At 59.1% G+C, this 24,367-nt stretch carries 18 protein-coding genes; 11 read left to right on the forward strand and 7 right to left on the reverse strand.

Annotated elements, in window-relative coordinates; all coding sequences use genetic code 11:
* Positions 1-8: 8 nt before the first annotated feature.
* The 8 genes from pgeF to ileS all read left to right on the forward strand — a co-directional run bounded on the left by pgeF (position 9) and on the right by ileS (position 9,661).
* Entirely contained in the window at positions 9-731 is a 723-nt protein-coding gene (pgeF, locus tag CKALI_RS04155) for a peptidoglycan editing factor PgeF (RefSeq protein WP_156192100.1), read from the forward strand.
* Positions 728-1,432 carry a YggS family pyridoxal phosphate-dependent enzyme gene (locus CKALI_RS04160; RefSeq protein ID WP_156192101.1) on the forward strand — a complete coding sequence of 235 codons (705 nt, stop codon included), beginning with the start codon at positions 728-730 and terminating at the stop codon, positions 1,430-1,432. Before pgeF ends, CKALI_RS04160 begins: the two co-directional genes overlap by 4 nt.
* 48 nt (positions 1,433-1,480) lie before the next feature.
* Positions 1,481-1,900, forward strand: a complete 420-nt coding sequence (locus CKALI_RS04165) for a cell division protein SepF (RefSeq protein ID WP_156192102.1) — start codon at positions 1,481-1,483, stop codon at positions 1,898-1,900.
* A gap of 432 nt (positions 1,901-2,332) precedes the next feature.
* Complete coding sequence (locus tag CKALI_RS04170; RefSeq protein ID WP_156192103.1) at positions 2,333-4,507, forward strand: alpha/beta fold hydrolase; 2,175 nt, start codon at positions 2,333-2,335, stop codon at positions 4,505-4,507.
* A 2-nt stretch (positions 4,508-4,509) separates the two neighbouring features.
* Complete coding sequence (locus tag CKALI_RS04175) at positions 4,510-4,794, forward strand: YggT family protein (protein ID WP_156192104.1); 285 nt, start codon at positions 4,510-4,512, stop codon at positions 4,792-4,794.
* Between the two features lie 214 nt (positions 4,795-5,008).
* The gene (locus CKALI_RS04180) at positions 5,009-6,010 is read left to right on the forward strand and encodes a DivIVA domain-containing protein (RefSeq protein ID WP_156192105.1); all 1,002 of its coding nucleotides are present in this window, start codon (positions 5,009-5,011) and stop codon (positions 6,008-6,010) included.
* A 90-nt stretch (positions 6,011-6,100) separates the two neighbouring features.
* Positions 6,101-6,253 carry a hypothetical protein gene (locus tag CKALI_RS04185; protein WP_156192106.1) on the forward strand — a complete coding sequence of 51 codons (153 nt, stop codon included), beginning with the start codon at positions 6,101-6,103 and terminating at the stop codon, positions 6,251-6,253.
* Between the two features lie 258 nt (positions 6,254-6,511).
* Positions 6,512-9,661: an isoleucine--tRNA ligase gene (gene ileS, locus CKALI_RS04190; protein WP_156192107.1), complete on the forward strand. Its 3,150-nt coding sequence runs from the start codon at positions 6,512-6,514 to the stop codon at positions 9,659-9,661.
* On the opposite strand, the gene CKALI_RS04195 is transcribed toward ileS, so the two are convergent.
* From CKALI_RS04195 to CKALI_RS04220, 6 genes are all read right to left on the reverse strand, one after another.
* Positions 9,658-10,305 (reverse strand): hypothetical protein, encoded by a 648-nt coding sequence (locus CKALI_RS04195; protein WP_156192108.1) that lies wholly within the window; start codon positions 10,303-10,305, stop codon positions 9,658-9,660. The two genes, ileS and CKALI_RS04195, sit on opposite strands and share 4 nt — an antisense overlap.
* 264 nt (positions 10,306-10,569) lie before the next feature.
* Complete coding sequence (locus tag CKALI_RS04200) at positions 10,570-11,172, reverse strand: hypothetical protein (RefSeq protein WP_156192109.1); 603 nt, start codon at positions 11,170-11,172, stop codon at positions 10,570-10,572.
* A 294-nt stretch (positions 11,173-11,466) separates the two neighbouring features.
* Positions 11,467-15,201, reverse strand: coding sequence for a multifunctional oxoglutarate decarboxylase/oxoglutarate dehydrogenase thiamine pyrophosphate-binding subunit/dihydrolipoyllysine-residue succinyltransferase subunit (locus CKALI_RS04205; protein WP_156192110.1), 3,735 nt, complete (start codon positions 15,199-15,201; stop codon positions 11,467-11,469).
* A 178-nt stretch (positions 15,202-15,379) separates the two neighbouring features.
* The gene (locus CKALI_RS04210) at positions 15,380-19,147 is read right to left on the reverse strand and encodes an ABC transporter ATP-binding protein (protein ID WP_156192111.1); all 3,768 of its coding nucleotides are present in this window, start codon (positions 19,145-19,147) and stop codon (positions 15,380-15,382) included.
* 1 nt (position 19,148) lies between these two features.
* The gene (locus CKALI_RS04215) at positions 19,149-19,931 is read right to left on the reverse strand and encodes a hypothetical protein (protein ID WP_156192112.1); all 783 of its coding nucleotides are present in this window, start codon (positions 19,929-19,931) and stop codon (positions 19,149-19,151) included.
* Positions 19,932-19,984: 53 nt separating this feature from the next.
* Positions 19,985-20,797, reverse strand: coding sequence for a shikimate 5-dehydrogenase (locus CKALI_RS04220; RefSeq protein WP_156192113.1), 813 nt, complete (start codon positions 20,795-20,797; stop codon positions 19,985-19,987).
* Between the two features lie 40 nt (positions 20,798-20,837).
* Between CKALI_RS04220 and CKALI_RS04225 the strand changes: the two genes are divergently transcribed.
* On the forward strand, positions 20,838-21,557 hold the full coding sequence (locus CKALI_RS04225) for a (2Fe-2S)-binding protein (protein ID WP_197079761.1): 720 nt from the start codon (positions 20,838-20,840) through the stop codon (positions 21,555-21,557).
* A 94-nt stretch (positions 21,558-21,651) separates the two neighbouring features.
* Positions 21,652-22,545, forward strand: a complete 894-nt coding sequence (locus tag CKALI_RS12200) for a hypothetical protein (protein WP_197079762.1) — start codon at positions 21,652-21,654, stop codon at positions 22,543-22,545.
* Here CKALI_RS12200 and CKALI_RS04235 read toward each other — a convergent pair.
* A complete protein-coding gene (locus tag CKALI_RS04235; protein WP_156192115.1) occupies positions 22,542-23,024 on the reverse strand; it encodes a hypothetical protein in 483 nt (160 codons plus the stop codon). The genes CKALI_RS12200 and CKALI_RS04235 overlap by 4 nt on opposite strands.
* A 100-nt stretch (positions 23,025-23,124) precedes the next feature.
* Here CKALI_RS04235 and CKALI_RS04240 point away from each other — a divergent pair, with 100 nt between their 5' ends.
* The gene (locus CKALI_RS04240; RefSeq protein WP_156192116.1) at positions 23,125-24,348 is read left to right on the forward strand and encodes an MFS transporter; all 1,224 of its coding nucleotides are present in this window, start codon (positions 23,125-23,127) and stop codon (positions 24,346-24,348) included.
* Positions 24,349-24,367: the final 19 nt, after the last annotated feature.

Here is a 24,367-nt window from a genome sequence, read left to right on the forward strand (position 1 = left end):
TGTCAGGCATGGCCCTGACTAAAGATTTCCGCCCCGTCCGCAAGGTGTTCACTAACCGTGCGGGCGGGGTTTCTGCTGCGCCCTATGACTCCTTCAACCTTGGCGATCATGTCGGCGATGATCCGGCCGCAGTGGCCGCCAACCGCGCTCGACTCGCCTCGATCCTCGAATTGCCGGCCGAGCGGCTGGTCTGGATGGAGCAGATTCACTCCAACACAGTGACCGTGGTGGACGGGCCGGTCACTGAACCTGTAGAGGCTACCGACGCGATCGTGACCACTGTCCGCGAACTAGCGCTGGTGGTCCTGACCGCCGATTGCGTACCGCTGTTGCTTTCCGACGACCAAGCCGGCGTCATCGCTGCCGTCCATGCCGGGCGCATGAGTGCCCGCAATGGCATCGTGGCAAAGACTGTCTCTGCCATGGTGGAGCTCGGCGCGGAGCCAGCTCGAATTCATGCCTTGATGGGCGCAGCAGCCTCCGGAAAGAACTATGAGGTCCCGGAGCATATGGCTAACGACGTGGAATCCAAGCTGCCCGGATCCAAGGTACGCACCGCCAAAGGGACCTGGGGGCTAGATATTCGCGCAGGCCTGATCCGCCAGCTGCTGTCGCTGGGCGTGCAAGCGATCGATTCCGATCCGCGCTGCACCATCGACGAAGAATCCTTCTTCTCCTACCGCAGAGAAGGAGTCACCGGGCGTCAAGCAGGAATCGTGTGGTTGCCATGAGTCGCGAAGAGGAACTTGCTGAGCGCCTCCAAGCCGTTCGTGAGCGCATCGCAGCTGCCGAGCAAGCAGCTGGGCGGGAAAGTGGTTCAGTTCGGCTGCTGCCCGTGACCAAATTTCACCCAGCGTCCGACATCGCTACGCTACGCGAGCTAGGGGTGACCGCGGTGGCTGAAAACCGCGAACAGGAAGCGCGCGACAAGGCAGCGGCAGTCCCTGATGTCGACATCCACATGATCGGCCAGATTCAAACCAAGAAGGCAAACTCCGTTGCTCGGTGGGCCGCGTGCGTGCACTCTGTAGATTCGGTACGGCTGGCCGAGGCACTCGATCGAGGCATGGCACTCGCGATCGAGCGGGGAGACCGTCCGGCCGATGAGCTACCGTGCCTCATCCAGCTCAGCCTGGACGGCGACACCAGTCGCGGGGGAGTGGCGGCCGATGGCGTCGATAAGCTGGCTGATTTCCTTGCCAACGCCGATCATCTCACCTTCGCTGGGCTGATGTGTGTGCCCCCGCGGGAGTGGGAGGCACGAGCGGCATTTTCGCAGGCAGCGGAGGTTCTGCACGGCTTGGAGAGTAGGTTTGGTCGCACGCTGGAATTCTCGGCGGGCATGTCAGGGGACTTGGCGGAGGCGATTGCGTGTGGATCGACAATCGTGCGTGTCGGAACAGCAATCTTGGGGCCTCGGCCGCTACCGTAAAACACACAGCACGCTGCACAGCACACTCACTGCTCGAAAAGGAAAAATATGTCTGGTGTACAAAAGTTCAAGGAATTCTTCGGTCTCGCTCCATTCGAAGGCGAAGACGAGGCGTACTACTCTGATGAGCGCCGTTACGACGCTGCCCCTGCGTACTCCGCAGAAGCTACCGCTCGCGCCTACGAGCCAGCTCCCCGAGCTTATGAACCAACCATCGTTCCAGTCGTGATCTCTGCTTACTCCGAGGCTACCCAGATTGGTGATCCTTTCCGCGATGGTGACGCAGTTGTCTTCGACATCGACCGGATGCCTACCGACGACGCACGCCGCATCGTCGACTTCGCCGCCGGCTTGTGCTTCGCGCTCCGCGGTCGCATGGAGAAGCTGGACACCCGCGTCTTCGCAATCGTCCCAGAGAACGCAGACATCACCGGCTACGAGCTGAAGCGAGCAGCACGCCTGGGCTAATCCCGGTAGCTGTCGCAGTGCAGCGACTTTGTTTTTTGAGCGTCCATCTTGGCTTTTATTAAGCCGGGATGGACGTTTTGTTTCTTGATTTCCGTGATTTCGGCTATGTGGAACCGGCTATTCGGAGTAGAGAATGTGCTACCAGAGTGGCGACTTCGATGGAATAGACATAACAGCGCATAGCTTCCTCCCGGCCGCGGCCGGGGCAGGCCGCCCACGCCTCTGCGAAAAGTCCACAGTCCATTCCAGCTATATAGATCCAGCTATTGGGAGTAGTGGATCTGCTATTTTTCCAATGAGGGTTGATGTAGCACAATTGCGACCCCGAATAGCCGGTTCCACATAGCCGGTTTTGCTAAAGGCGTGGCTGGTCGAGTGGCAGCCGCGTGATACCCTCATTTGAACACTGTTCAAGAATCTAAAGGGGTAGTGATGGAAACGCCACTTGACGTGCTTATTATCGGCGCAGGAATCTCTGGAATTGCCCTTGGCTGTGAGCTGGCGAAGCGGCCGGAGATTAACTTTAGGATCGTGGACAAGCGCGATCGAGTTGGTGGCACCTGGGACATTTTCACCTACCCGGGGGTCCGCAGCGACAGTGAAATGGACTCCTACCGATTCTCTTTCGCACCTTGGCGTGGGACTAGGCCGCTGGGCGCCGGCGCGGAAATCCGTGACTACCTGGAAGAAGTCGCACGCGATCATGGCTTGCTAGGGAAGACTCAATTCACAACGGAGGTGTTCAGCGCGCAGTGGAGCAGCTGCGACAACGCTTGGCAGGTGAAAACGAATCGGGATACGCTCTGGGCGCGTCACCTCCATGTCGCCGGTGGTTACTTCAATCATGAACACGGCTACGTGCCAGACTTTGAGGGGCGAAACGAGTTCCGTGGGGACTTCGTCGAGCCACAGAACTGGCCGAAGGACCTTGACTGGGCAGGTAAGAACGTGGTGGTCATCGGTTCCGGCGCCACTGCCGCCAGCCTCATTCCCGAGTTGGCAAAGACGGCCAATGTCACCATGCTGCAGCGCACTCCGAGTCACATGGCACCTATGCCGAACCTTGCCTTCAAAGGTCCCGACAAACTGCACAGGCTCCGCGCCATCGCTCTGAACCAACTCATCGTCGCACTTGCCGATAAAGCCCCCAGACTGCTGAATAAAGCGCTCGCGGCGCAGCGGGCGCGCATCCTGCCACCGCAACACCGGGCCGACTTCCAACCCGATTATCCTGTCTGGGATCAGCGCGTCTGTCGAATCCCCGACGGCGATCTCTTTCACCTCATCGCGCGCGGCCAGGTGCAGGTGGTCACCGATGGCGTCGACAAGCTCACAGCCCACGGGGTGCGCACCCACGGCGGCCGCGAGCTACCCGCAGACATCATAGTCAGCGCCACCGGCCTGCAGTTGCAAGCGCTGGGCGGGATCTCGCTTGAGGTTGACGGGCGGGCGGTGGAGCTCGGGCAGACCCCGGCGTACCGGGGATGCCTGCTTTTCGACGTCCCGAACCTCTCCTTCACCATGGGGTATGTCAACGAATCCTTCACTCTCCGTTCGGAGTTGGTGGCGGAGTTTGTCGCCAAGGTGATTGACCTTGCGAGGCAGGGCAGCGGGGTAGTGCGGCCAACTGCGCGACCAGGAGTGGGCCAGGTGCCCATCATTGATCTGAAATCCAGCTACGTGCAACGAGGGATCGCAGCCTTTCCCTATGCGACCGAGCAGGAGCCGTACGCGCTGCACAACAACCACTTCCGTGAAGTTCAAGCATTTCGAGATTGTGATCTTGCCGGGCTCGACTTCGGTTTTACCTACCTGGCTGGAATCCGCGCGAAGATCACGGGCCCCATCGATGGCGAGCCGATTGTCTTGATCCACGGCATAGGTCGGTCATTGGAAGACTTCGACCTCATTTCCTTGCCTGGAAAACGGGTGATCGCGCTTGACATTCCGGGATTCGGTGCCACGCCGGGGTTAGAAAACCCCACTATGTCAGGCATAGTTGAAGCGCTGTGGACAGCAGTGGACGCACTCGACGTGACAGGCAACGTCACGCTGGTCGGAAACTCGCTTGGCGGCGCGCTCGCGATGCGGATGGCACTTGCTCGACCTGAAAGTGTCGGTCGCGTGGTACTGCTGGCACCCAGTGGATTTAGTGAAGACATCACTTCATCAGTCCGCATCGCGGCGTTGCCGGTGGGGCGAGCCTTTCTGGCGCTTGCTACCGGGCCACTGCTGGAAAAGGTCGAAGGCAAAGTGGTTAGCGATCCAGAGCTGGTGACCGTTGACCGGCTGAGCATCGCACGCCGAACTGCCCGCAATTCGGACTACGCCAGAACCTTCATCGCGTTGTCGAAGGAGCTGGTCCGCGTGCCGCAAGCAGAGCGAAAGGCAACAGCGCGGGCTTTTGGGAAACTCGGTGTGCCAACCCACGTGCTGTGGGGTGACAGGGACGCCATTCTTCCCGTATCCCATTTAGATGCCGTGCGCGAAGCTATCCCGCACGCACAGATCACTGAACTAGCCGGGGTGGGGCACATCCTGCAGCGGGAATGCCCAGCACAAGTGTGTGATGCTGTGGTGGCAAGCGGTGATGACGTAGTGTCTTGAGAGTGACCGCTATCGCTTCCGTTCTCGTCCTGATATTGACGATCTATCTGTACCTGCTGATCGCCCGCATCCTGATTGAGATGATTCAGTCCTTTTCCCGACAGTTCCGCCCGCCACAATGGTTCGCCGTGCTCGCTGAGCCGATCTTCGTCGTAACTGACCCTCCGGTGAAAGCATTGCGCCGCCTAATTCCGCCAGTTCGCATGGGAGGGGTAGCACTTGACGTGTCAATTTTAGTGCTATTTATTCTCATTCAATTGTTGATTTGGGTTCTTAGTTCAATCTAAAAACGCAGTTCATCACGCGTCTTTGTGACGCAAATGCTAAATTATGAAGTAATTTCTATTTAAACTTGAAGTAGAAAACTCGGCGCTTAGTCGGGGTTTCGCTACCCTTGTTTGAAAGAATTAACTAGACTGTAAAGAAATTTGCTGTGGAATCGCCCGCAGCGTGCCTCCAAAACCTTTGGGGGCTGCAAAAGTATCGCGAAGGGAACCGTCAATGCCGCTGACTCCAGCTGACGTGCACAATGTCGCCTTTAGCAAGCCTCCAATCGGTAAGCGTGGCTACAACGAGGATGAAGTCGACCAGTTCCTCGACCTGGTCGAGGACACTCTCGCTCAACTCCAGGAGGAAAACGATGTCCTCCGCCAAAAGGTAGAGGCACTGGAAAAGGGTGGCGCAAAGCCGGCTGCAGCTGCAGCAGCCCCTTCCGTCAATACTGCAGAAGTTGAAGCTGCCAAGAAGAAGGCTGTTGCTGACGCTGAGGCAAAGGTTCGCTCCGAGTTTGAGAAGAAGCTTGCTGACGCCGAAGCTGCTAACAAGAAGCTTCAGGACGAGGCCAAGAAGGCTCGCGAAGAAGCACAGGCAGCCAAGGAAGAAGCCAAGAAGGCTGGCACCAAGTCCGCAGCCGTTGCTCCTGCAGCTGCTGCAGCCGTCGCAGGCGCTGGTGTTGGTGCAGCAGGTGTTGCCACCGCTGACACCCACATGCAGGCAGCTCGCGTCCTGGGTCTGGCTCAGGAAATGTCTGACCGCCTCACTAGCGAAGCTCGCGCAGAGTCCAAGTCCATGCTGGACGAGGCACGCGCAGCTGCTGAGAAGACGATCAACGATGCAAACTCTGCTTCCGCAGCCACCCTCTCTGAGGCTCGCGCCAAGGCAGACAAGCTGACCGCTGAGGCTGATGAGAAGGCTAAGACGATGATCGCCGATGCCACTCAGCGCTCCGAAAAGATGGTCGCCGACGCCACCGCAAAGTCCGAGACTCAGGTCAAGCAGGCAGAAGACAAGGCCAACGCACTGCAGGCCGATGCGGAGCGCAAGCACACCGAGATCATGGCTACCGTCAAGCAGCAGCAGACTGTGCTTGAGGGCCGTATCTCCGAGCTGCGCACCTTCGAGCGTGAGTACCGCACCCGCATGAAGACCCTTCTCGAGACCCAGCTGGAAGAGCTCGTCTCCCGTGGTCCTGCCGCTCCGAACGGCAACCCAGACCAGAAGTAATTGATACATCAACTCCCTCTTGCTCTACACTTGTGGAAGAGCAAGAGGGAGTTCTTGCATGTCTACCCACTTTTGAAAGGTGCCCGCACGATGACCGTGATTACACTGTTGCTGTCGTTGGCAGCGTTTGCATCCTTTGTCGCCGCCGTCGTCACCGGCGACGTCATGTGGTACATGCTCGTCATCCTCTTCGCCATTTTCGGGTTGATCGTATGGGTCATGGACATTCGAAAAAAGCGGTGAAAACTCTCCTCACGGAGAATCGCGAATTCGACCCCTGCTATACTTGTGTTCACATAAGCACTGATCCGGCTATCACCGGGGAGCTTTCCGGAAGAACAGCCCAGCTCAGCAGGCTAAGTAGAACCGGACGGGTGGGATCGTCAACTTCCTTCTAGACCAAAAGAAGTGGGCCTTGAGTTTTCAAAGCCAAGCGGGGTGGTACCGCGTCCGCATTGGGCGTCCCGGCAGCCAAATAAAACGAGCTGCTAGGAGCCTTTGATGAACGAGACCGGTCGGGTGTACCCGCGTGAAGACCTGTCAGGCGGGTCCAACAAATTCCCTGAGATGGAACGCAACGTCCTGGATTTTTGGACGAAGGACAAGACTTTCCAGGCATCCCTGGATAACCGCGACGCTGCCGAAGAATACGTCTTCTACGACGGCCCTCCGTTCGCAAACGGTCTGCCACACTATGGTCACCTGCTGACCGGCTATGTCAAGGACATCATCCCGCGCTACCAGACCATGCGTGGCAAGAAGGTCGCTCGCGTCTTCGGTTGGGACTGCCACGGTCTACCTGCTGAGCTTGAGGCAGAAAAGCAGCTGGGCATCAAGACCGGCGAGATCGAGGGCATGGGCCTGGCCAAGTTCAACGAATACTGCGCTACTAGCGTGCTCAAGTACACCGAGGAGTGGAAAGAGTACGTCACCCGCCAGGCACGCTGGGTGGACTTCGATAACGGTTACAAGACCATGGACATGGATTTCATGGAATCCGTCATGTGGGCATTCAAGGAGCTGTACGACAAGGGACTGATCTACCAGGGCTTCCGCGTCCTGCCTTACTCCTGGGCCGAGCAGACTCCGCTGTCGAACCAGGAAACCCGCCTGGATGACTCCTACAAGATGCGCCAGGACCCAACGCTTACGGTGACCTTCCCGGTCGTCGGTAAGCGTGGCGGCGAGCTTGACGACGCACTCAAGGGCGCTAACTTCCTGGCCTGGACCACCACGCCGTGGACCCTGCCATCCAACCTCGCCTTGGCCGTGCATCCTGAGGTGGATTACGCGCTGGTTGAGGTGGGGGAGGACGGCCTGGCTGAATTCCAAGGCCAGAAGATGCTGCTCGCTGAGGCTCTCACCGGAGCTTATGCCAAGGAACTCGGCGAATTTACGGTCGTGAACACCTACAAGGGCGCTGAGCTCGAAGGGCTGGAGTACACCCCACTGTTCGAGTTCTTCCTCGATGCCCCGAATGCGTTCCAGGTGATCGTAGCTGACTACGTCACCACCGAGGACGGCACCGGCATCGTCCACCAGGCACCTGCCTTCGGTGAGGACGATATGTTCGCCTGTGCAAAGTACGGCATCGACCCAGTGATCCCAGTCGGCATGGACGGCAAGTTCACCTCGCTGGCGAAGCCGTATGAAGGTCAGCTGATCTTCGATGCGAACAAGCAGATCATCAAGGACCTGAAGGCTGCGCAGCGCGTGGTACGCCAGCAGACCATCGAGCACTCCTACCCACACTCCTGGCGCTCTGGCGAGCCGCTGATCTACATGGCACTGCCATCGTGGTTCGTGGCAGTGACCAAGTTCCGCGACCGCATGGTAGAGCTGAACAAGGAAGGCATCCAGTGGATGCCGGAACACATCCGCGACGGACAGTTCGGCAAGTGGCTAGAGGGCGCGCGCGACTGGAACATCTCCCGCAACCGCTACTGGGGCTCACCAATCCCAGTGTGGATGTCCGATGACGAGAATTACCCGCGCGTGGATGTTTATGGTTCTTTGGATGAGCTGGAGCGCGACTTCGGCGTGCGCCCAGAGTCGTTGCACCGCCCTTACATCGACGAGCTCACCCGTCCGAACCCGGACGATCCCACTGGCAAGTCCATGATGCGCCGCGTCCCAGAGGTGCTGGACTGCTGGTTCGAATCTGGCTCCATGCCGTTTGCACAGAAGCACTACCCATTTGAGAACAAGGAGTGGTTCGATACCCACTCTCCAGCGGACTTCATCGTGGAGTACTCCGGCCAGTCCCGCGGCTGGTTCTACACCATGCACGTGCTCTCCACCGCGTTGTTCGACCGCCCGGCCTACTCCAAGGTCGTGGCGCACGGCATCGTGCTTGGCGATGACGGACTGAAGATGTCCAAGTCCAAGGGCAACTACCCGAACGTCAACGAGGTCTTCGACCGTGACGGCTCCGACGCCATGCGCTGGTTCCTGATGTCCTCGCCAATCCTGCGCGGTGGCAACTTGATCGTGACCGAACAGGGCATCCGCGAAGGCGTGCGCCAGGCGTTGCTGCCGATGTGGAATGCGTACAGCTTCCTGCAGCTCTACGCATCCAAGCCAGCTACCTGGAGCGTTGACTCCGAGGACGTGTTGGATCGCTACATCCTGGCCAAGACCCACGACCTCGTGGCCGGCATGCAGGAGGCGCTCGACAACACCGATATCGCTTCCGCTTGCGACCAGGTCCGCGTTTTCTGTGATGTGCTGACCAACTGGTACGTGCGCCGTTCCCGTGATCGGTTCTGGGCGGGCGATGAAGCGCATCCAGAGGCATTCAACACCCTGTACACGGTGCTGGAGACTCTGACCCGCGCTGCTGCGCCACTGCTGCCAATGGCCACCGAAGTGATCTACAAGGGGCTCACGGGCGAGCGCTCGGTGCACCTTGCAGACTTCCCCTCCGCAGCCGATTTCCCAGCGAACGCTGAGCTGGTGGAGGCTATGGACGGCGTGCGTGGCGTCTGCTCCGCGGCATCCTCGGTGCGCAAGGCCAACAAGCTGCGTAACCGTCTGCCACTGCCATCCCTGACCGTGGCGCTGCCAGGTTCTGAGCGCCTCGCGGACTTCGCTGCGATCATTCGCGACGAAGTGAACGTTAAGGACGTGCTGCTGTCCGACGACGTAGATTCGGTAGGTAGGTTCGAGGTCGTCGTTAATGCCAAGGCCGCCGGTCCACGTCTGGGCAAGGACGTTCAGCGTGCTATCAAGGCCGTCAAGTCGGGCAACTACACCCGCTCCGGCGACGTGGTGCTGGCCGACGGCATCGAGCTTCACGACGGCGAGTTCTCCGAACGACTCGTTGCGGCGAACCCAGAGTCCACCGCCCAGGTGGATGGCTTTGGCGGTCTGGTTTCGCTGGACATGACTGTCACTGAGGAACTCGAGGCTGAGGGTTGGGCTGCTGACATTATCCGTGGGCTACAGGATGCTCGTAAGGCCGCGGGCTTTGATGTCTCTGACCGAATCTCTGTTGTGCTGTCTGTTTCTTCGGACAAGGAAGAGTGGGCGAGCCGTCACGCGGAGCACATCGCCGCCGAAGTGCTCGCAACTTCCTTCGAGATCACCATTGAGCCTGTCGAAGGCGTTGAGGTGCTCAAGGGTGTTAATGCCCAGGTAGCGAAGGCCTAGTACGTCGCTACACCCGAACCGGAAAGCCCCTTTAACAGTGAGGGGCTTTCCGGTTCGGCCATTCTGCTCAATCGCAAGCCTGCCCGGACAAAATAGAAGCCGGTGAGAACTTCGATGATGAGGGATGGTCCCCAAGCAAGAATCTCAAAGATGAGATAAGCAAAATTGTTGACCGAAGCCCAGTAGTATGCGATCCAGAAAACTGCGTCAAGGGTCAAAGCAAGGGCCAACCACTTGGGGAATAGTGGATGGTTCTTCAAGCAGTAGGCGAACGGAAAGACCGCCAACGCATAAATCAACTGTGCGATGTAGAAAGTGGCCTCAAACTCACCAAAGTTTGGCACGCGTTGGAAGAGTTTCAATACGCCGGATAACTGAACCACCGCTCCGATCAGGGCGATGACGACGGTCAGCCTGGTTGGAACCCGAAGATACCGTGGCATGGCGCCGAGAAAGATGAGACATGCTGAGACGAAGAACCAGAGGCTGGCGAATCGGGTGAGGGCTGAGACCATGGAACTCGACCAGCTCGCGTCAGCGATGGAAACCCAAACGATATAGAGAAACCATGCGCTCGATGCCAGGATCATCGAGCGCCCCTGATCGCGACCTTCGTAAACGGTGCCCAGGACACGTTCTGTCATGGCACCTCCCTGAGTCCCAACTAAATCGTGTTCTTACCAAAATGTAGATATGAATGAAAGCGTGATTCATTGTGGAGGCAATTTGAGCCATCAATCTTTCGTGCTCATCTTATTCAACCTGGGAAAACTTGTTTAGGTTGCCTCGTTCATTAAGAAACTATAAACATCAAGTCTATTCGCTTACCTGTACTGGAGATTAGATTTAGCTGCCTATTTTGCAACATCCAACTAAAAGGCAGATAAGGTTCCTGAGAATAGGCAAGGTCAATCTATTGGATCTGAACTGCGACGCAGCTTCAGGCCGACTCGTACGAGGTAGACGCCGAATAGGACCTCGATCATCAGAGATGGCCCCCATGCCAAGATTTCAAAGAAGGCGTACCACTCATGGCCAATGTTAGCCAAGGAGTAGCAAATCCAGAACACACCATCTAACGCGATACCAATAGCGAGCCAGCGGGGGAAAAGGGGATGGTAGTAAAGGCAACCCGCGCACGGAAACAGTGCTATTGCAAAGACAAACTGAGCAATGAGGAAAGAGGTCTCAAAACTACCAAGATTGGGGACACGCTGGATTAGTTCCAATGTGCCGTAGAGCTGAATCAACCCCGAGATGGCGCCAATTCTGAATGTCAGCAATTTTAGGGTGCGAAGATAGGCCGGCATGGCGCTCAAAAAAGCGATGAGGACACCGAAAAGGCACAGTATGCCACCAAAACGAATCAGTGCCAGGGGAATTGAAGTGGACCAGTTTGCGTCCGCGATCACGACCAAAATCAGATAACCAGCCCACCCGATGGCTGTGATGAGCATTGCTAGACCTTGATCACGAAGGTCATAAACGGTCCCGAGATTTTGATTTGCCACGCCTGCACCGTACTTGCGAATTGGATTGCTGTAAGACAGACAACTTTATCAAATTACTGTAATAAGCGAACAATCATCGCAACCAATTCTGAAAAAGTACCTTATGTACGATCAACAAAACATACTTTCGCTGGAGCCCACCTTCATTGTGGGACTACGCCGCACAAACGTAGCAAGGTGATTCCGACTCGGCAGTGGCAAGGCAGTCGGCCCGTATTCTTCGATGCTGCGAAGAAAAGCCACTACCCGGCCCGCTGGATTGCGGACCGGGTAGTATCATGCGCGCCTAGAGTATCAGGCGAATGCTTCGTCGATAAGCGCTGCCTGCTCGAGCTGGTGCACCTTGTTGATGCCCGTCGAGGTGGAAGACTGGGCGCGGCGGGAGACGCGCTTCATCTTTGGCATGTTAGGCAGCAGTTCTGGCAGGTTGAGTGCGTAGAACGGCCATGGGCCCTGGTTTGCTGGCTCGTCCTGGCAGAAGCGGACATCTTCCAGGTTCGGGAACATCTCGAAGATCTCGCGAAGACGGTTGTGCGGGATCGGGTGCAGCTGCTCGAGGCGAACAATTGCAACGTCCTCGCGGCCGTCCTTCTTCTTACGCTTCTCAAGGTCGTAGTACAGCTTGCCGGAGACCAGCAGAACCGACTTGATCTTGGCAGCATCGCCAATCACGTTGCCGAATGCGTCCTGGATCGTAGGATCGTTGATCACGGAGCGGAACTTCTTCACCTGAGTGAACTCCTCCACGGAGGAGGACGCAGCCTTCATGCGCAGCATGGACTTCGGGGTGAAGACAACCAGTGGACGCTTCAGCTCGCCAAGAGCGTGGCGACGCAGCAGGTGGAAGTAGTTCGCAGGGGACGTTGGCTGAGCAACAGTCATGGAACCTTCTGCACATAGCTGCAGGAAGCGCTCGATACGCGCGGAGGAGTGGTCCGGGCCCTGGCCTTCGTAGCCGTGTGGCAGCAGCAGGATCACGCCGGACTCCTGGCCCCACTTAGCCTCACCGGAGGAGACGTACTCGTCGATGATGGTCTGCGCGCCGTTGGCAAAGTCACCGAACTGAGCTTCCCAAGCAACCACAGCGTCTGGGTTACCCACGGAGTAGCCGTATTCGAAGCCCATGGCAGCGTATTCGGTCAGTGCGGAGTTGTAGATCATGAACTTGCCGCCGTTGCCCTTAGCCTGAGCCAGCTCGTGAACCGGGTTGTACTCAGCAGCGGTCTCTGGGTCGACCATGACAGCGTGGCGCTGGGTGAAGGTACCGCGTCGTACGTCCTCACCAGCGAGGCGAACAACCTTGCCGGAGTTAGCCAGGGAAGAGAAGGCGATGAGCTCAGCCCAACCCCAGTCAATGCCACCTTCGATGGCGGACTTGGCGCGCTTCTCGGCGATTGGAGCAACACGGGTGTGTGCCTTGAAGCCCGCTGGAATGTTGTGCCATGCGCCACCGATTTCAGCGAGATCTGCCTCGGAGATGTTGGTCTCCAGGCCGTGTGGCAAACGCTGGGAACCGGTGATGCCTTCCTGGTGAGCAGGACCTGTCTTCTCCTCGGCCTTGACCTCGTTGAAGACTGCTTCCATCTGGTCGTGGAAGTCGCGAGCAACTGCCTCTGCTTCAGCATCGGTGAGGTCACCGCGGCCCAGGAGGTTGTCTGCGTACTGAGCACGCACGCCTGGCTTGTCATCGATGACGTCGTACATCTTTGGCTGGGTCATCGATGGGTCGTCGGCCTCATTGTGGCCACGGCGACGGTAGCAGATGAGGTCAATGAAGACGTCCTTGCCAAAGCGACGACGGTACTCGGTGGCCAGCTGGCCTACCCAGACGACAGCCTCTGGGTCATCGCCGTTGACGTGGAAGACTGGGCAGCCGTAAGCCTTAGCCAGGTCAGTGGCGTAGTGGCTGGAGCGACCGGAGTCTGGGGTGGTGGTGAAGCCGATCTGGTTGTTGACCACGATGTGGATCGTGCCGCCGACGTTGTAGCCGCGGAGCTGGGACAGGTTGATCGTCTCTGGGACGATGCCGAGACCTGCGAAAGCTGCGTCGCCGTGGAGCAGGATTGGGACGACGGTGTAGCCGTCTGGGCCCTTGTCCAGGATGTCCTGCTTAGCGCGGGCGATGCCCTCCATGACTGGGTTAACAGCTTCGAGGTGGGATGGGTTGGCGGTCAGCGTAACCTTGATCTCGCCGTCGCCAAACATCTGAATGTGCTTGCCCTCAGCGCCGAGGTGGTACTTCACGTCGCCAGATGCGCCAGCGGTGTCGATGGACATGTTGCCCTCGAACTCGTTGAAGATCTGGCCAAATGGCTTACCGACGATGTTGGCAAGCACGTTCAGGCGACCACGGTGTGGCATACCGATGACAACCTCGTCCAGGCCCTGGCCGGCGGCGGTGTCGATCGCAGCATCCATCAGCGGGATGAGAGATTCTGCACCCTCCAAGGAGAAGCGCTTCTGGCCGACGAACTTGGTCTGCAGGAAGTTCTCGAAAGCCTCAGCAGCGTTCAGCTTCTGCAGGATGTACTTCTGCTCGGAGTGAGTTGGCTTAGGCATGCCCGCCTCCAGGCGGTCCTGCAGCCAAAGACGCTCGTCGCGGTCGAAGATGTGGGTGTACTCGGAGCCGACCTTGAGGGTGTAAGCAGCGCGGAGGGTCTTGACAACCTCGCGCAGGGTCATCTTCTCGCGGCCAGCGAAGCCACCAACGTGGAAGGTACGGTCCAGATCCCACAGGGTGAGGCCGTGAGCCTGAATATCCAGGTCGCGCAGATCTGGAACCGGCATGCCCTCCTGCGTGTACTGCAGTGGGTTGGTGTCAGCGATGAGGTGACCGCGGGAGCGGTAAGCCTCGATGAGCTGCATGACGCGGGTGTTCTTGTCCACGCCCGTATTTGGCACGTCCTGAGCCCAACGGATTGGGGTGTAAGGGACGTACATGGTCTCGAAGATGTGATCCCAGAAGACGTCGTCGATAAGCAGCTGCGACATGGTGCGCAGGAACTCGCCGGACTCAGCGCCCTGGATGACGCGGTGGTCGTAGGTGGAGGTGATGGTGACGAGCTTGCCGACGCCCAGCTCAGCCAGACGGTCCTCGGACGCGCCCTGGAACTCGGCAGGGTAATCCATCGAACCGACGCCGATGATCAGGCCCTGGCCCTTGGTCAGGCGTGGGACGGAGTGGCGGGTACCGATGCCACCTGGGTTGGTCAGGGAGACGGTGATGCCCTGGTAATCATCCATCGTGAGCTTGCCTTCGCGGCCGCGCTTAACGATGTCTTCGTAAGCGTCGATGAACTGGGAGAAGTTCATCGTTTCGCAAGCCTTGATGGCTGCGACGACGAGGGCGCGGGAGCCGTCCTTCTGAGGAAGGTCGATGGCCAGGCCCAGGTTGATGTGCTCAGGGGTAATAAGGGATGGCTTGCCGTCGATAACGTCGTAAGCGCTATTCATGTCTGGGTGGGCCATGAGGGCCTTGACCAGGGCGTAACCGATGATGTGGGTGAAGGAAATCTTGCCACCCTTGGTGCGCTTGAGATGGTCATTGACCATCGCGCGGTTTTCAAACATCAGGCGAGCCGGCATGTCGCGCACGGAGGTCGCGGTTGGAATCTCGAGTGAGATGTCCATGTTCTTAGCGATCGCCTTGTAAATGCCCTTCAGCGGGGTCTTCGCAGCCTCTGGGAGTTCGCTTGCGCGACCCATCGGAGACTTAGCGAGCTTAGCCTCCTTCTCGCGACGCAGCTGCGCCTCCAGGGAATTGGAGGCAGGGCCGGAAGTGCGTGGCGCCTTGGCCGCTGGGGTAGGTTCCGCCGCGCGGGCAACAGTTGCTGCTGGAGCAGAAGCCTGGGTCTGAGCAGGTGCAGATTGTGCGGGGGTAGCTGGGGTAGCTTCGGTGCCAGACGGTGCACCTTGCTTTTCAAAAAGCTCTCGCCACTCGGGATCTACCGACTGAGGATCTTTCTGGAATTGCTGGAACATCTCATCAACCAGCCACTGGTTCTGGCCGAAGTTACTAGCGCTGCTCACGGCAGGGTCTCGCCTCATTTCCGTTTTAAGAATGTACGTCAGTTTCAACTGTAGTAGTTCACTACAGGCTAACGTGTTTTAGCCCATAAAGTCACGAAGTTTTCCCCCGTTTCCCTCAGGGACAGTTACCTACCCCTATTGCGGTGGTAAACACGGTGATTGCCACCATTGATGGCAGCTACACCGCGTTCCACATGTCTGCGTACCTGCCACCTCGTGCCAGGAGCTCCGTGTGGCTGCCGTCTTCCACAATCGCGCCGTCCACGATCACCACGATCCGGTCAGCCCGCGCAGCGGTAGCCAGGCGGTGCGCCACGATCACCGAGGTGCGGGTGGAGGTCACCCGGTCGGAAGCGTTGAGGATTGTCGCCTCGGTGGCTGGATCGAGGGTAGCTGTAGCCTCGTCAAGGAGCATGATGTCTGGTTCGCTCATCTCGGCGCGCGCCAGGGCGATGAGTTGCCGCTGACCAGAGGACAGGCCTCGGCCACGTTCACCCACCGGGTGGTTGAATCCGCCGGGGATAGAAGCAATAGCGGAGAGAGCGCCCACTCGGCGTGCCGCCGCTGTGATGGCTTCCTGCGGGGAGCCCGGGCGACCGTAGGCGATGTTGTCGGCCACAGTGCCGCTGAACAGGTGGGCTTCCTGCGGGACCAGCCCAATGGTGCGCCGCCAGTCGTGCAGCGGGAACTGACGAATATCAGTCCCGGATGCGGTCACCGTTCCGGACAGTGGGTCGTAGAAGCGGCTGAGCAGCTTGATGGTGGTCGATTTGCCCGCGCCGGTTGGTCCCACCAGCGCGATGGTGCTGCCTGGGGCGATGGAGAGGGAAAAATCCTTGGTGACAGTCGGTAGGTCTGGCGCATATGCGAAAGAGACGTCGTTAAGCGCGAGCTCCCCGCGCGCCGCACTGCCCACCGCGCGCTGGCCCTTATCGACGACACTGGCCCGCGTACCCAGCAGTTCGGAAATTCGGGTGAGGCCGACGGCTGCTTGTTGATAGCCGTCGAAGAGCTGGGAGAGCTGCTGAATCGGGCCGAACAACAAACCCATGTACATGATGAAGGCGACCAGGATGCCGGGTGAGAGCTCGCCGCGTTGGACTTGCAGCGCGCCGACACCGAGGACAGCGACGGAAGCCAGTTCGTTCAACGCGCCGATACCGGGGAAATACACGGCAACCGCGGTTTGGGAGGCGACGCGGGTGCGTCGATACTTGTCAGCCTGGTTTTCAAACGCGTGCAGCGAATGATCCGCCATCCCGTGCATCTGGGAAATGCGCAGTCCGGAGATGTTTTCTTGGAACATGGCGTTGACCTGGCTGATTTCCTCGCGGGCCTGGGTGTATAGCCGGGCGGAAATGCGCCGGAAAATCCAGGTGGCAACGACGAGGATCGGTAAGGCAGCTAGGGCAACCAAGGCTAGACGCATGTTGGTGGCCAGCAGCATGCCGGAGATCCCCAGGAGCGTGGCCAGGGAAACGATCGCCTGGGCGACGCCGGTTTGGAGGAAGGAAGACAGCGCGTCGATGTCTGTGGTCATGCGGGTCATGATCTTGCCGGACATGGTGCGCTCGAAGTAGTCGAGACTCAGGCGGTTCAAATGCGCGTAGGTCCGGAGGCGCAGGCCGAAGAGGAGGCGTTCGCCGGTGCGGGCGGTGAGCACTGTTTGGACGATGGCGGTCACCCAGCCGATGAGCACAATCGCGGTGCCGGCCAGGCTGATGATCCACAGGGTTCCCGGTTCCTGCTTTACGACGCCGTGGTCGATGGCGAAGCGCACGAGGGTAGGGAAGGTGAGGTCGACGGCCACACCGATCACCAGGCACACCATGACTGCGAGGATGAGCCAGCGTACTTGCCGGAACAGCGGTAGCAGCCGGAAGGGCTCCTGCGTGGTGCGTGCGTGGTGAATATCTACCTTGGGCTGCTCGGTGGCAGGTGGCAGCTTGGCCACCTGTGCGAGAAGCTCTGGTGTCGCTGGCATCGCAGCAGCCATGCCGGCGCCCATGCCGCCACGGCCTCCGCCACCTCCGCCGCCACGACCCATCGGCCCGGCGACCATGGACGCTGCGGCCTTGACCGCAGCTGAATTCATGCCCATGGATTCTTTAGAGGTTACATCCGGCCACAACTCGTCCCACGCTGGTTCGCGGGTGCCGTCGTCGAAAGGCAAGCCTTCCTCGTTAACAACCTTGAAGCCTAAGTCCATGAGGTGAGAGAACCGAGCGTTGTGGCGCATCTCGGCAAAGGTTCCACTAGCGGTGACGTGGCCTTCCTCGATGAGGGCGACTCGGTCGGCCAGGTCTAGCGTGGACTGGCGGTGCGCCACGGCAATGATGGTGACATCGGCGAAGTCATCACGCAGAGCCTGGTAGATGCGCGCCTCGGTAGTGGCGTCGATCGCAGAGGTGGCATCGTCCAGCACGAGGATACGGGGGCGGGCCAGCAGTGCGCGGGCCAGGGCAATGCGCTGGCGTTGACCGCCGGAGAGGGTGAGTCCGCGCTCGCCGACGACCTCCTCGTAGCCGTTAGCGAGCCCGGAAATGAATTCGTGTGCCTGGGCAGCCTTAGCAGCGTGTTCGATTTCCTCCTGGGTGTAGCTGCCACCCATCGTGATGTTCTGGCGAATCGTGTCGCTATAGAGGAAGGAATCGTCGAAGACGCAGATCAGGGCGCGGCGTAGGTCCGCGTCCGTGACATCCTTTAGATTCAAGCGGCCCTCGTGAGAAATAAGCGCAACCCGGCCGGTGTCTGGGGCGTAGAACTTGCCCATGAGCTGCACCGCCATGGTCTTGCCCGAGCCTGGCGGGCCCACCAATGCCAGGGTCTCGCCAGGCTGAGCGGCTAACTTCATGTCGCGCAGAATTTCGCGACCACCGTCGCTGAACGTGACCCCTTCAAAGGCCAACCCCAGTGGCCCGTCGGGAACGGGCAGTGGGTCTACCGGATCCTCATGCGCGGGCCTGAGATCCAGCACATCAAAGACGCGGGAGACCGAGGAAGATGCCATGTTGATGCGCAGCACCAGGCCCGAAAGCATGCGGGCCACGCCCGTGAGACCGGACAAGTAGGCAGCAAAGGCAACAAAGGTACCAATGGTGATGTGCCCAGTCATCGCCAGCCAACCACCGAGGGCAATGTTGGCTACCAGCGCGAGCTGCGGCAGCTGATCAACCAGTGGCTGGAACTTGGCGTTGAGCCGCGCAGAGCGCATGCGGTCGGCATAGACCTTGCGCCCGGCTTCCTCGAGGCGATCAATCTCACGATCTTCCTGCGCAAAAGCTTTCACTACTCGGATGCCCGTGACCGTTTCTTCCACGTGCGTCGCGAGATCAGCCGCGGACTGCTGCGCAGCCCAGGTCGCGGCAAACATCGGTTTGCGAGATGCCAACGCTCCGAAGAAAATCAGCGGCAGCGAAGTGAGCGCGACCAATGCCAGCATCGGGGAGAGCGTCAGCATGACGACCACGGTAAAGACGAGCTTAAGGACGTGCCCCACGGCCAGCGGGAACATGGCCACCAAGCCCTGGATCATATTGATATCAGAGATGGAGCGACTGACCACTTGGCCCACCCGAATCCGATCCTGACCGGGTCCGTCAAGCTTTTGGAGAGTATCGAGCAAGGCAACGCGAATGCGGTGCTGCACGTTGATGGAAAGCAAACCCGCGGTGTAGCGCCGACCAAACTGGGAGGCAAAACGGGCCAACGCCACCGCCACCATGACAATGATGATGGCGGTGAGTTCGGAGTAACCCGTCAGGAGACGCGAGGCCGCGCTGCCATGGGCCTGGCCGGTGGCAACGTCCACTGCGTCCCTGGTGAGCAGTGGAATAAAAAGCTCAAAGCCGACCACGCCGACGGTGGCAAGCGTAGCCAGGAAAGCGGTGAGCGGGTAGGAGGCGATGAGGTGCCACAATCGCCTCATCGGTGAGGAAGTCGGCATATTAGAAACGGAACAAACCCTTGCGCTTTTGCTTCTTATCATTCTTGTCCGGAAGCGGATAAGCGTACTGGGTTGGAATTGGTCCCATGGACTTGCGGGTATTCTCAATAACCTGGTCAGCCAGCTTACGGTTCGCAACGGTGCCGATCACCAGGCCAACGCCCAGCGGCAGCAGCTTACCGATCCACATATTGCGCAGCTTCTTAGTCAGACGCGCTCGTGCCATCTTCATCAACTGAGAGTTGATGGTGTTCAGGGTTGGCATACTCATCTTATTCAGGGTCGAGGCGACGTTCTTGTCCGCGCCGTCCTGCTTCTGAGCATCGCCGAGGAACATATCAACGAGAGCAGTGCCAGGGGCGCCCAACACTACGACCAGGATCAGTGCGCGACGACGCTCCGGATCACGGATATCTACGCCGCGAAGGTATGCGGAGGCAGTGGTGTACAACGCAGCAGCGTCGAGAAACACGAGTGACTCTGCGCCAACGGCAGCTGCGCCAGTGACAAAGCCGACGCCTGGAACAGCAGCGGCCAATCCTGCAGCACCGCCGGAACCCGTGGCCAGGCGCTTGAAGTGCTTATCCATCTCGCGCTGCAGGTCCGCAGGGGAAGCCTGCGGATTGTTGCGACGCAACCGGTTTACGTAGTTCTCCACAGCGCTGGTCTGGATGCGGACGGCGTGGTCGAGGCCGTCGATAAGCACGCGGCCGGTGAGGCCAGCCTTGTCATCGAGATGGGCTGCATCGGAGCCGAGGACGTCAGTGATCACAGGGTTATTCATGGTGCTGCCTTTCGTTTGTTGGGTCCTGGCAGTTGACCAGGATTAGTCCAACATCAATTCTGCTGAGAATATTCCTCGGCTGCCATCACCTGAGCGTCAGTTGGGCGAATACCGGTGTACAACGCGAATTGTTCGGCTGCTTGCAGGGCCACGACTTCGCCTCCGTTGATCGTCGGCTTGCCCAGACGCTCCGCAGCCTTCATTAGCGGAGTTTCTACTGGATAGGCCACTACATCGAAGATCACGTCGGCGGCCTGGATCTGCTCGTCGGTGAAGGCTTGCGCGTCCTCGGCATCGCCGTACATACCCATTGGGGTGACATTGACTAACAATTTCGCATCGGTCGGTACTTCGCCGGAAAAATCCCAGCCGTAGCGGCTTGCCAGGGCGCTGCCGGTGACGTGGTTGCGGGCGACGACGGTGCCTTTCATACCGAAGTCGTCGAGAGCGGCGACCACAGCGTTAGCCATGCCACCGGAGCCCTTGATTGCGACCTTCAGGTTTGGGTTCACGTTGTGGCTCTGCAGCAACTGGGCCACAGCAATGTAATCGGTGTTGTAGCCCTTCAGATGGCCATCGGTGTTGACGATCGTATTGACCGACTGGATGCGTTCTGCGGAGGGATCGAGCTCGTCAATGAGTGCAATGACATCGCCCTTGTAAGGCATGGACACACCAGCGCCGCGGATGTTAAGGCCGCGCATGCCAGCAATCGCTGCCACGATGTCAGCGGGTGCGACTGCCTTGTACAGGTAATTCAGACCCAGTTCGGCGTACAGCCAGTTGTGAAAGCGCACTCCATGATTGGAGGGACGTGCTGCCAGAGAAATGCACAAAGTGGTGTCGCGATCGACGATATTAACCATAATGATAAGGGTAGTGCTTTCCTGCCGTAGAAGGAGAAACATGTCGTTGCCCTGGGCGTCTTTGGTCGCCGACAGTCCCCGCTTTGAGCAGTTCGTCTTCGGCGGCAGCGAGGTGACGGGCACGGATTGGGTTCCGGAGTCTGTGCGCGCCGGGGCTGAGCAGTTTCGGCTTCCGGAAAGACAGCTGGCCCAATTGTGGTGGTACAGCTTCGGCAACTCGGTGATCGCGCCCGCCGTCCACCTGATGGTGGGGTACGAAGCGATACCATCGCTCGACTTTTCGGCCGGGCGCGTGACCCGCGAAGGCTTTTGGTGTGGTTTCCACACCGAGCAGTCTGCTGAGTCTGCGAAAGCGGCGGGCGCTGAGCTGGCGGAGTCGGTAGCACCGCTTATCGACGTCCTCGGCTCCACCTTCGAATTGCGCCCCGCCCCGCTGTGGGCGCTGACTGCTGATGCGCTGCGGCAATCTGCTCTGGAAGCGGGGAATGAGAACTTTGACCCGGTGCTCGGGGTGGAGGTAGCTCGTGATCTCATCGCAGGGCTTGGCAAGGGCGCTGAGGTGGACTTTTCCGCCGTGGTTGACGGAGAGATCATGGCGTTTGATCCTTCCTTGGGGGATGGCTGTTTTGTGTTCGCGCGACGGATGTCGTGCTGCATGGTCTACCGCAGTCCGGGGTCGGGCCTATGTACTTCTTGCCCGAAGCGTCCGGACGCGCGCCGGGAGGCGGACATGATCGCGCTGGCGGATTCTGCCTACTAGGCGTTGTTTCCCAGCGGGTCACAGAGTGTGCGACTAGGCTAAAGCGAGTTGGACTCCTGCCAGCAATGTTCTGACGAAGGGAACGTGTCACGTTATGAGCTTTTTCGAAGATATCGCCGCCGCCCTCGATGCAGAGGGAATCGAGTCACGCGTCAACGATGACACGATGTTTGTTCCTATTACCGCGGAGCTGGAGATCCAGTTCGTGGAGATCGACCCGATTCTTCCTGCAGCCAATGTGTACATTGCTGCCGCAGATGTGGATGAAGACGATGAGGACTTTGAGGCTGTGTTGGTGTCCGTCGTGTTCTCCGTGGAGGACGCACTGACCACGGTGAACCGCCACGTGGCAACCGACCAGATTGTGACTCTGCTCAGCGACCTGCTGCTCGGCACTGACGAGCGCATCGCGGACTTGGACTTCTACCAGAGCACGGATGACCCTAACCTGGTCATCGCCGATGTTGCCGAGAACTCCGAGGTACGCGTGTTGGTGGACGTGCACGAGGACGTTCCGACCGCGTTCGTTGCTTTCGTTTCCGTGGACACCTCCTACGAGGACTTGGTAGACGAGGCTATCTCTGAGGTCTGGGAGACCGATGACGATGCGGAGCTTTCCGAAGATGATCGCGCCCGCCTGTTTGAAAGCATCCAAGAGGATGTGGCCTCCCAGGTGAGCGAAATCCTGGATCTCGGTAGCTTTGCCGACTTTGATCGCCTCTTCGATGTTCTTTCCCTCGCTGCGGATCAGGCCGAAGACTGGGAAGCTCAGCTCACTGCCTTCGATGAGGACGAGTTCGAACCAGAGGTCTACGACATCTTTGCTGAAGAATTGGCAGAGGATGACTTCGATGAGGACGAACTCGATGAGGATGACGACTTCGAAGAAGACGACCTTGAAGAAGATGAACTAGAAGACGACGAACTCGACGAAGACGAGTTGGACATCGAGGTCGAGGAACTGGGCGACGAGGACACCAAGCGTTAAGCTGCCGATTTCTCCGTCTTGAACAATGAGGCGGGGGATTCGATCGGTGTGAAGTGCTGGTCCACAACCCAGCAATAAGTTGGGGCGCCGAGTCCGTCGATCCCGTGTAAGGAAAAGCTGCCGGTATCGGGCAAGATGGCGCGCATCCACGTTCGCGCCTCATGGCCTTCGATGGCGCGGCCATCGGGTGCCGTGAGGCGAACCATGATCATGTATGCCGGCGTACGGGTTTCGCCGTACCCTCGAATGCGCGCCCTCGCGAGGTGCCCGACTCTGTGCCGTGTGATGGTGAAGTTGATGGGGGAGAGTTCGCCCTGAGCGCTCACGCGAATTGTTGGTGGACGCCACGCCGCGGTGCTACGCGCTAGTGAGCGTGGGTGTTTGATGGTCATGCCGACGGTGGCAAGCGATGTGAAATGCACCCGACGCAGGAAATCGACGGTGGCGGTGAATGCTGAGGTCTGCGTGTTATTGATCATGGCGTCACTGTAAAACATGGCTCGGACAACTCACGCCTAAATTGGAACGAATGTTCGAATTCTGTTGCTATTTGTCCAGCCTGCTAGCCTATAGGGTGCCATGACAACTAAAGCTGCTGCTTCCAAAACTGCCATCCCTTATGAAATCTGGGTGCTCGTCGCCGGAGCCTTCATCATCGCCTTGGGATTCGGCATCATCGCGCCGATCCTCCCGCAGTTTGCGCGTAGCTTCGACGTGACGGTGGCTGCAGCCAGCGCAGTTGTCTCTGTGTTTGCCCTCTCGCGGTTGCTCTTTGCGCCTAGCTCGGGATGGGCCGTCGATAAGCTCGGCAGCCGTCGGGTCTACATGCTTGGGCTTATCATTGTCGCGCTGACCACCGGCGGTATCGCATTTGCGCAGGAGTTTTGGCACATTCTGGCCATGCGTTTGATCGGTGGTGTGGGGTCGACCATGTTCACGGTGTCTGCCATGGGATTCATCGTGCAGCACACCCCGCCACAGATGCGCGGTCGGGCGTCCTCGGCCTACGCCAGCGCGTTTCTGATCGGTAATGTGCTCGGTCCAGTCCTAGGCGCTCTACTTGAGCCGCTCGGCATGCGGATCCCATTTTTGATTTACGGCGCGGCGTTGCTCGTGGTCACGGTCATGGTCGGCTTCCTGCTGCGACCGAAGCAGACCAAGGAGCAGGTGAAGGTGGTGGCACCTGCGATGATGGTCAGCGAGGTCATCCATCACCCGTCGTACCAGTCGGCGCTGCTGTCAGGTTTTGTCAATGGCTGGGTGAATTTCGGCGTGCGCGTGGCCATCTTGCCTCTGTTTGCGGCCTCCGTATTCCACCAGGGTGGTGCCATCGCAGGCTTTGCCATGGCCGCGTTCGCGCTCGGCAGCGCGCTCTCCATTCAGGTGTCAGGACGGTTGGCAGACAGTAACGGTCGCAAGCCGATGATCGTCGCCGGGTTGCTGCTGAACTTGCTGTTCACCGGCGTTCTCGGCTTTGCCACCACCCCGGTCATGGTGATTGGGTTTAGCTTCCTCGCCGGCATCGGTGGTGGACTGCTGAATCCGGCGCAGCAAGCCACCCTCGCGGACCTGATCGGCAATGATCGTTCCGGCGGTAAGGTCCTGGCCAACTTCCAAATGGCGCAGGACCTGGGCGCGATCACCGGCCCGATCCTCGTGGGCATGCTTGCCGACGCCTACGGCTACCGAATCGCCTTCCTCGCGTGCTCACTAGTCGCGCTGGTCTCGGCGCTCGTGTGGATGTTCCACGGTCGGGAAACACTGCCAACTAGAGCACGCACGCTAAAGAAGGTTCAGGCTTGATCCTGCTTGCTGCGCGCAA

Origin of the sequence: Corynebacterium kalinowskii (genome assembly GCF_009734385.1) — a bacterium.
In the GTDB taxonomy this organism is placed as follows: Bacteria; Actinomycetota; Actinomycetes; order Mycobacteriales; family Mycobacteriaceae; genus Corynebacterium; species Corynebacterium kalinowskii.

Bases quoted from the DNA above. Each gene is read 5' to 3' on its own strand.
- CKALI_RS04215 (WP_156192112.1), bottom strand. From the start codon at position 19,931: ATGAATAACCCTGTGATCACTGACGTCCTCGGCTCCGATGCAGCCCAT.
- CKALI_RS12200 (WP_197079762.1), top strand. From the start codon at position 21,652: ATGAGCTTTTTCGAAGATATCGCCGCCGCCCTCGATGCAGAGGGAATC.
- CKALI_RS04165 (WP_156192102.1), top strand. From the start codon at position 1,481: ATGTCTGGTGTACAAAAGTTCAAGGAATTCTTCGGTCTCGCTCCATTC.
- CKALI_RS04220 (WP_156192113.1), bottom strand. From the start codon at position 20,797: ATGGTTAATATCGTCGATCGCGACACCACTTTGTGCATTTCTCTGGCA.
- pgeF (WP_156192100.1), top strand. From the start codon at position 9: ATGGCCCTGACTAAAGATTTCCGCCCCGTCCGCAAGGTGTTCACTAAC.
- ileS (WP_156192107.1), top strand. From the start codon at position 6,512: ATGAACGAGACCGGTCGGGTGTACCCGCGTGAAGACCTGTCAGGCGGG.
- CKALI_RS04240 (WP_156192116.1), top strand. From the start codon at position 23,125: ATGACAACTAAAGCTGCTGCTTCCAAAACTGCCATCCCTTATGAAATC.
- CKALI_RS04195 (WP_156192108.1), bottom strand. From the start codon at position 10,305: ATGACAGAACGTGTCCTGGGCACCGTTTACGAAGGTCGCGATCAGGGG.
- CKALI_RS04170 (WP_156192103.1), top strand. From the start codon at position 2,333: ATGGAAACGCCACTTGACGTGCTTATTATCGGCGCAGGAATCTCTGGA.
- CKALI_RS04160 (WP_156192101.1), top strand. From the start codon at position 728: ATGAGTCGCGAAGAGGAACTTGCTGAGCGCCTCCAAGCCGTTCGTGAG.
- CKALI_RS04210 (WP_156192111.1), bottom strand. From the start codon at position 19,147: ATGCCGACTTCCTCACCGATGAGGCGATTGTGGCACCTCATCGCCTCC.
- CKALI_RS04235 (WP_156192115.1), bottom strand. From the start codon at position 23,024: ATGATCAATAACACGCAGACCTCAGCATTCACCGCCACCGTCGATTTC.
- CKALI_RS04225 (WP_197079761.1), top strand. From the start codon at position 20,838: ATGTCGTTGCCCTGGGCGTCTTTGGTCGCCGACAGTCCCCGCTTTGAG.
- CKALI_RS04180 (WP_156192105.1), top strand. From the start codon at position 5,009: ATGCCGCTGACTCCAGCTGACGTGCACAATGTCGCCTTTAGCAAGCCT.
- CKALI_RS04185 (WP_156192106.1), top strand. From the start codon at position 6,101: ATGACCGTGATTACACTGTTGCTGTCGTTGGCAGCGTTTGCATCCTTT.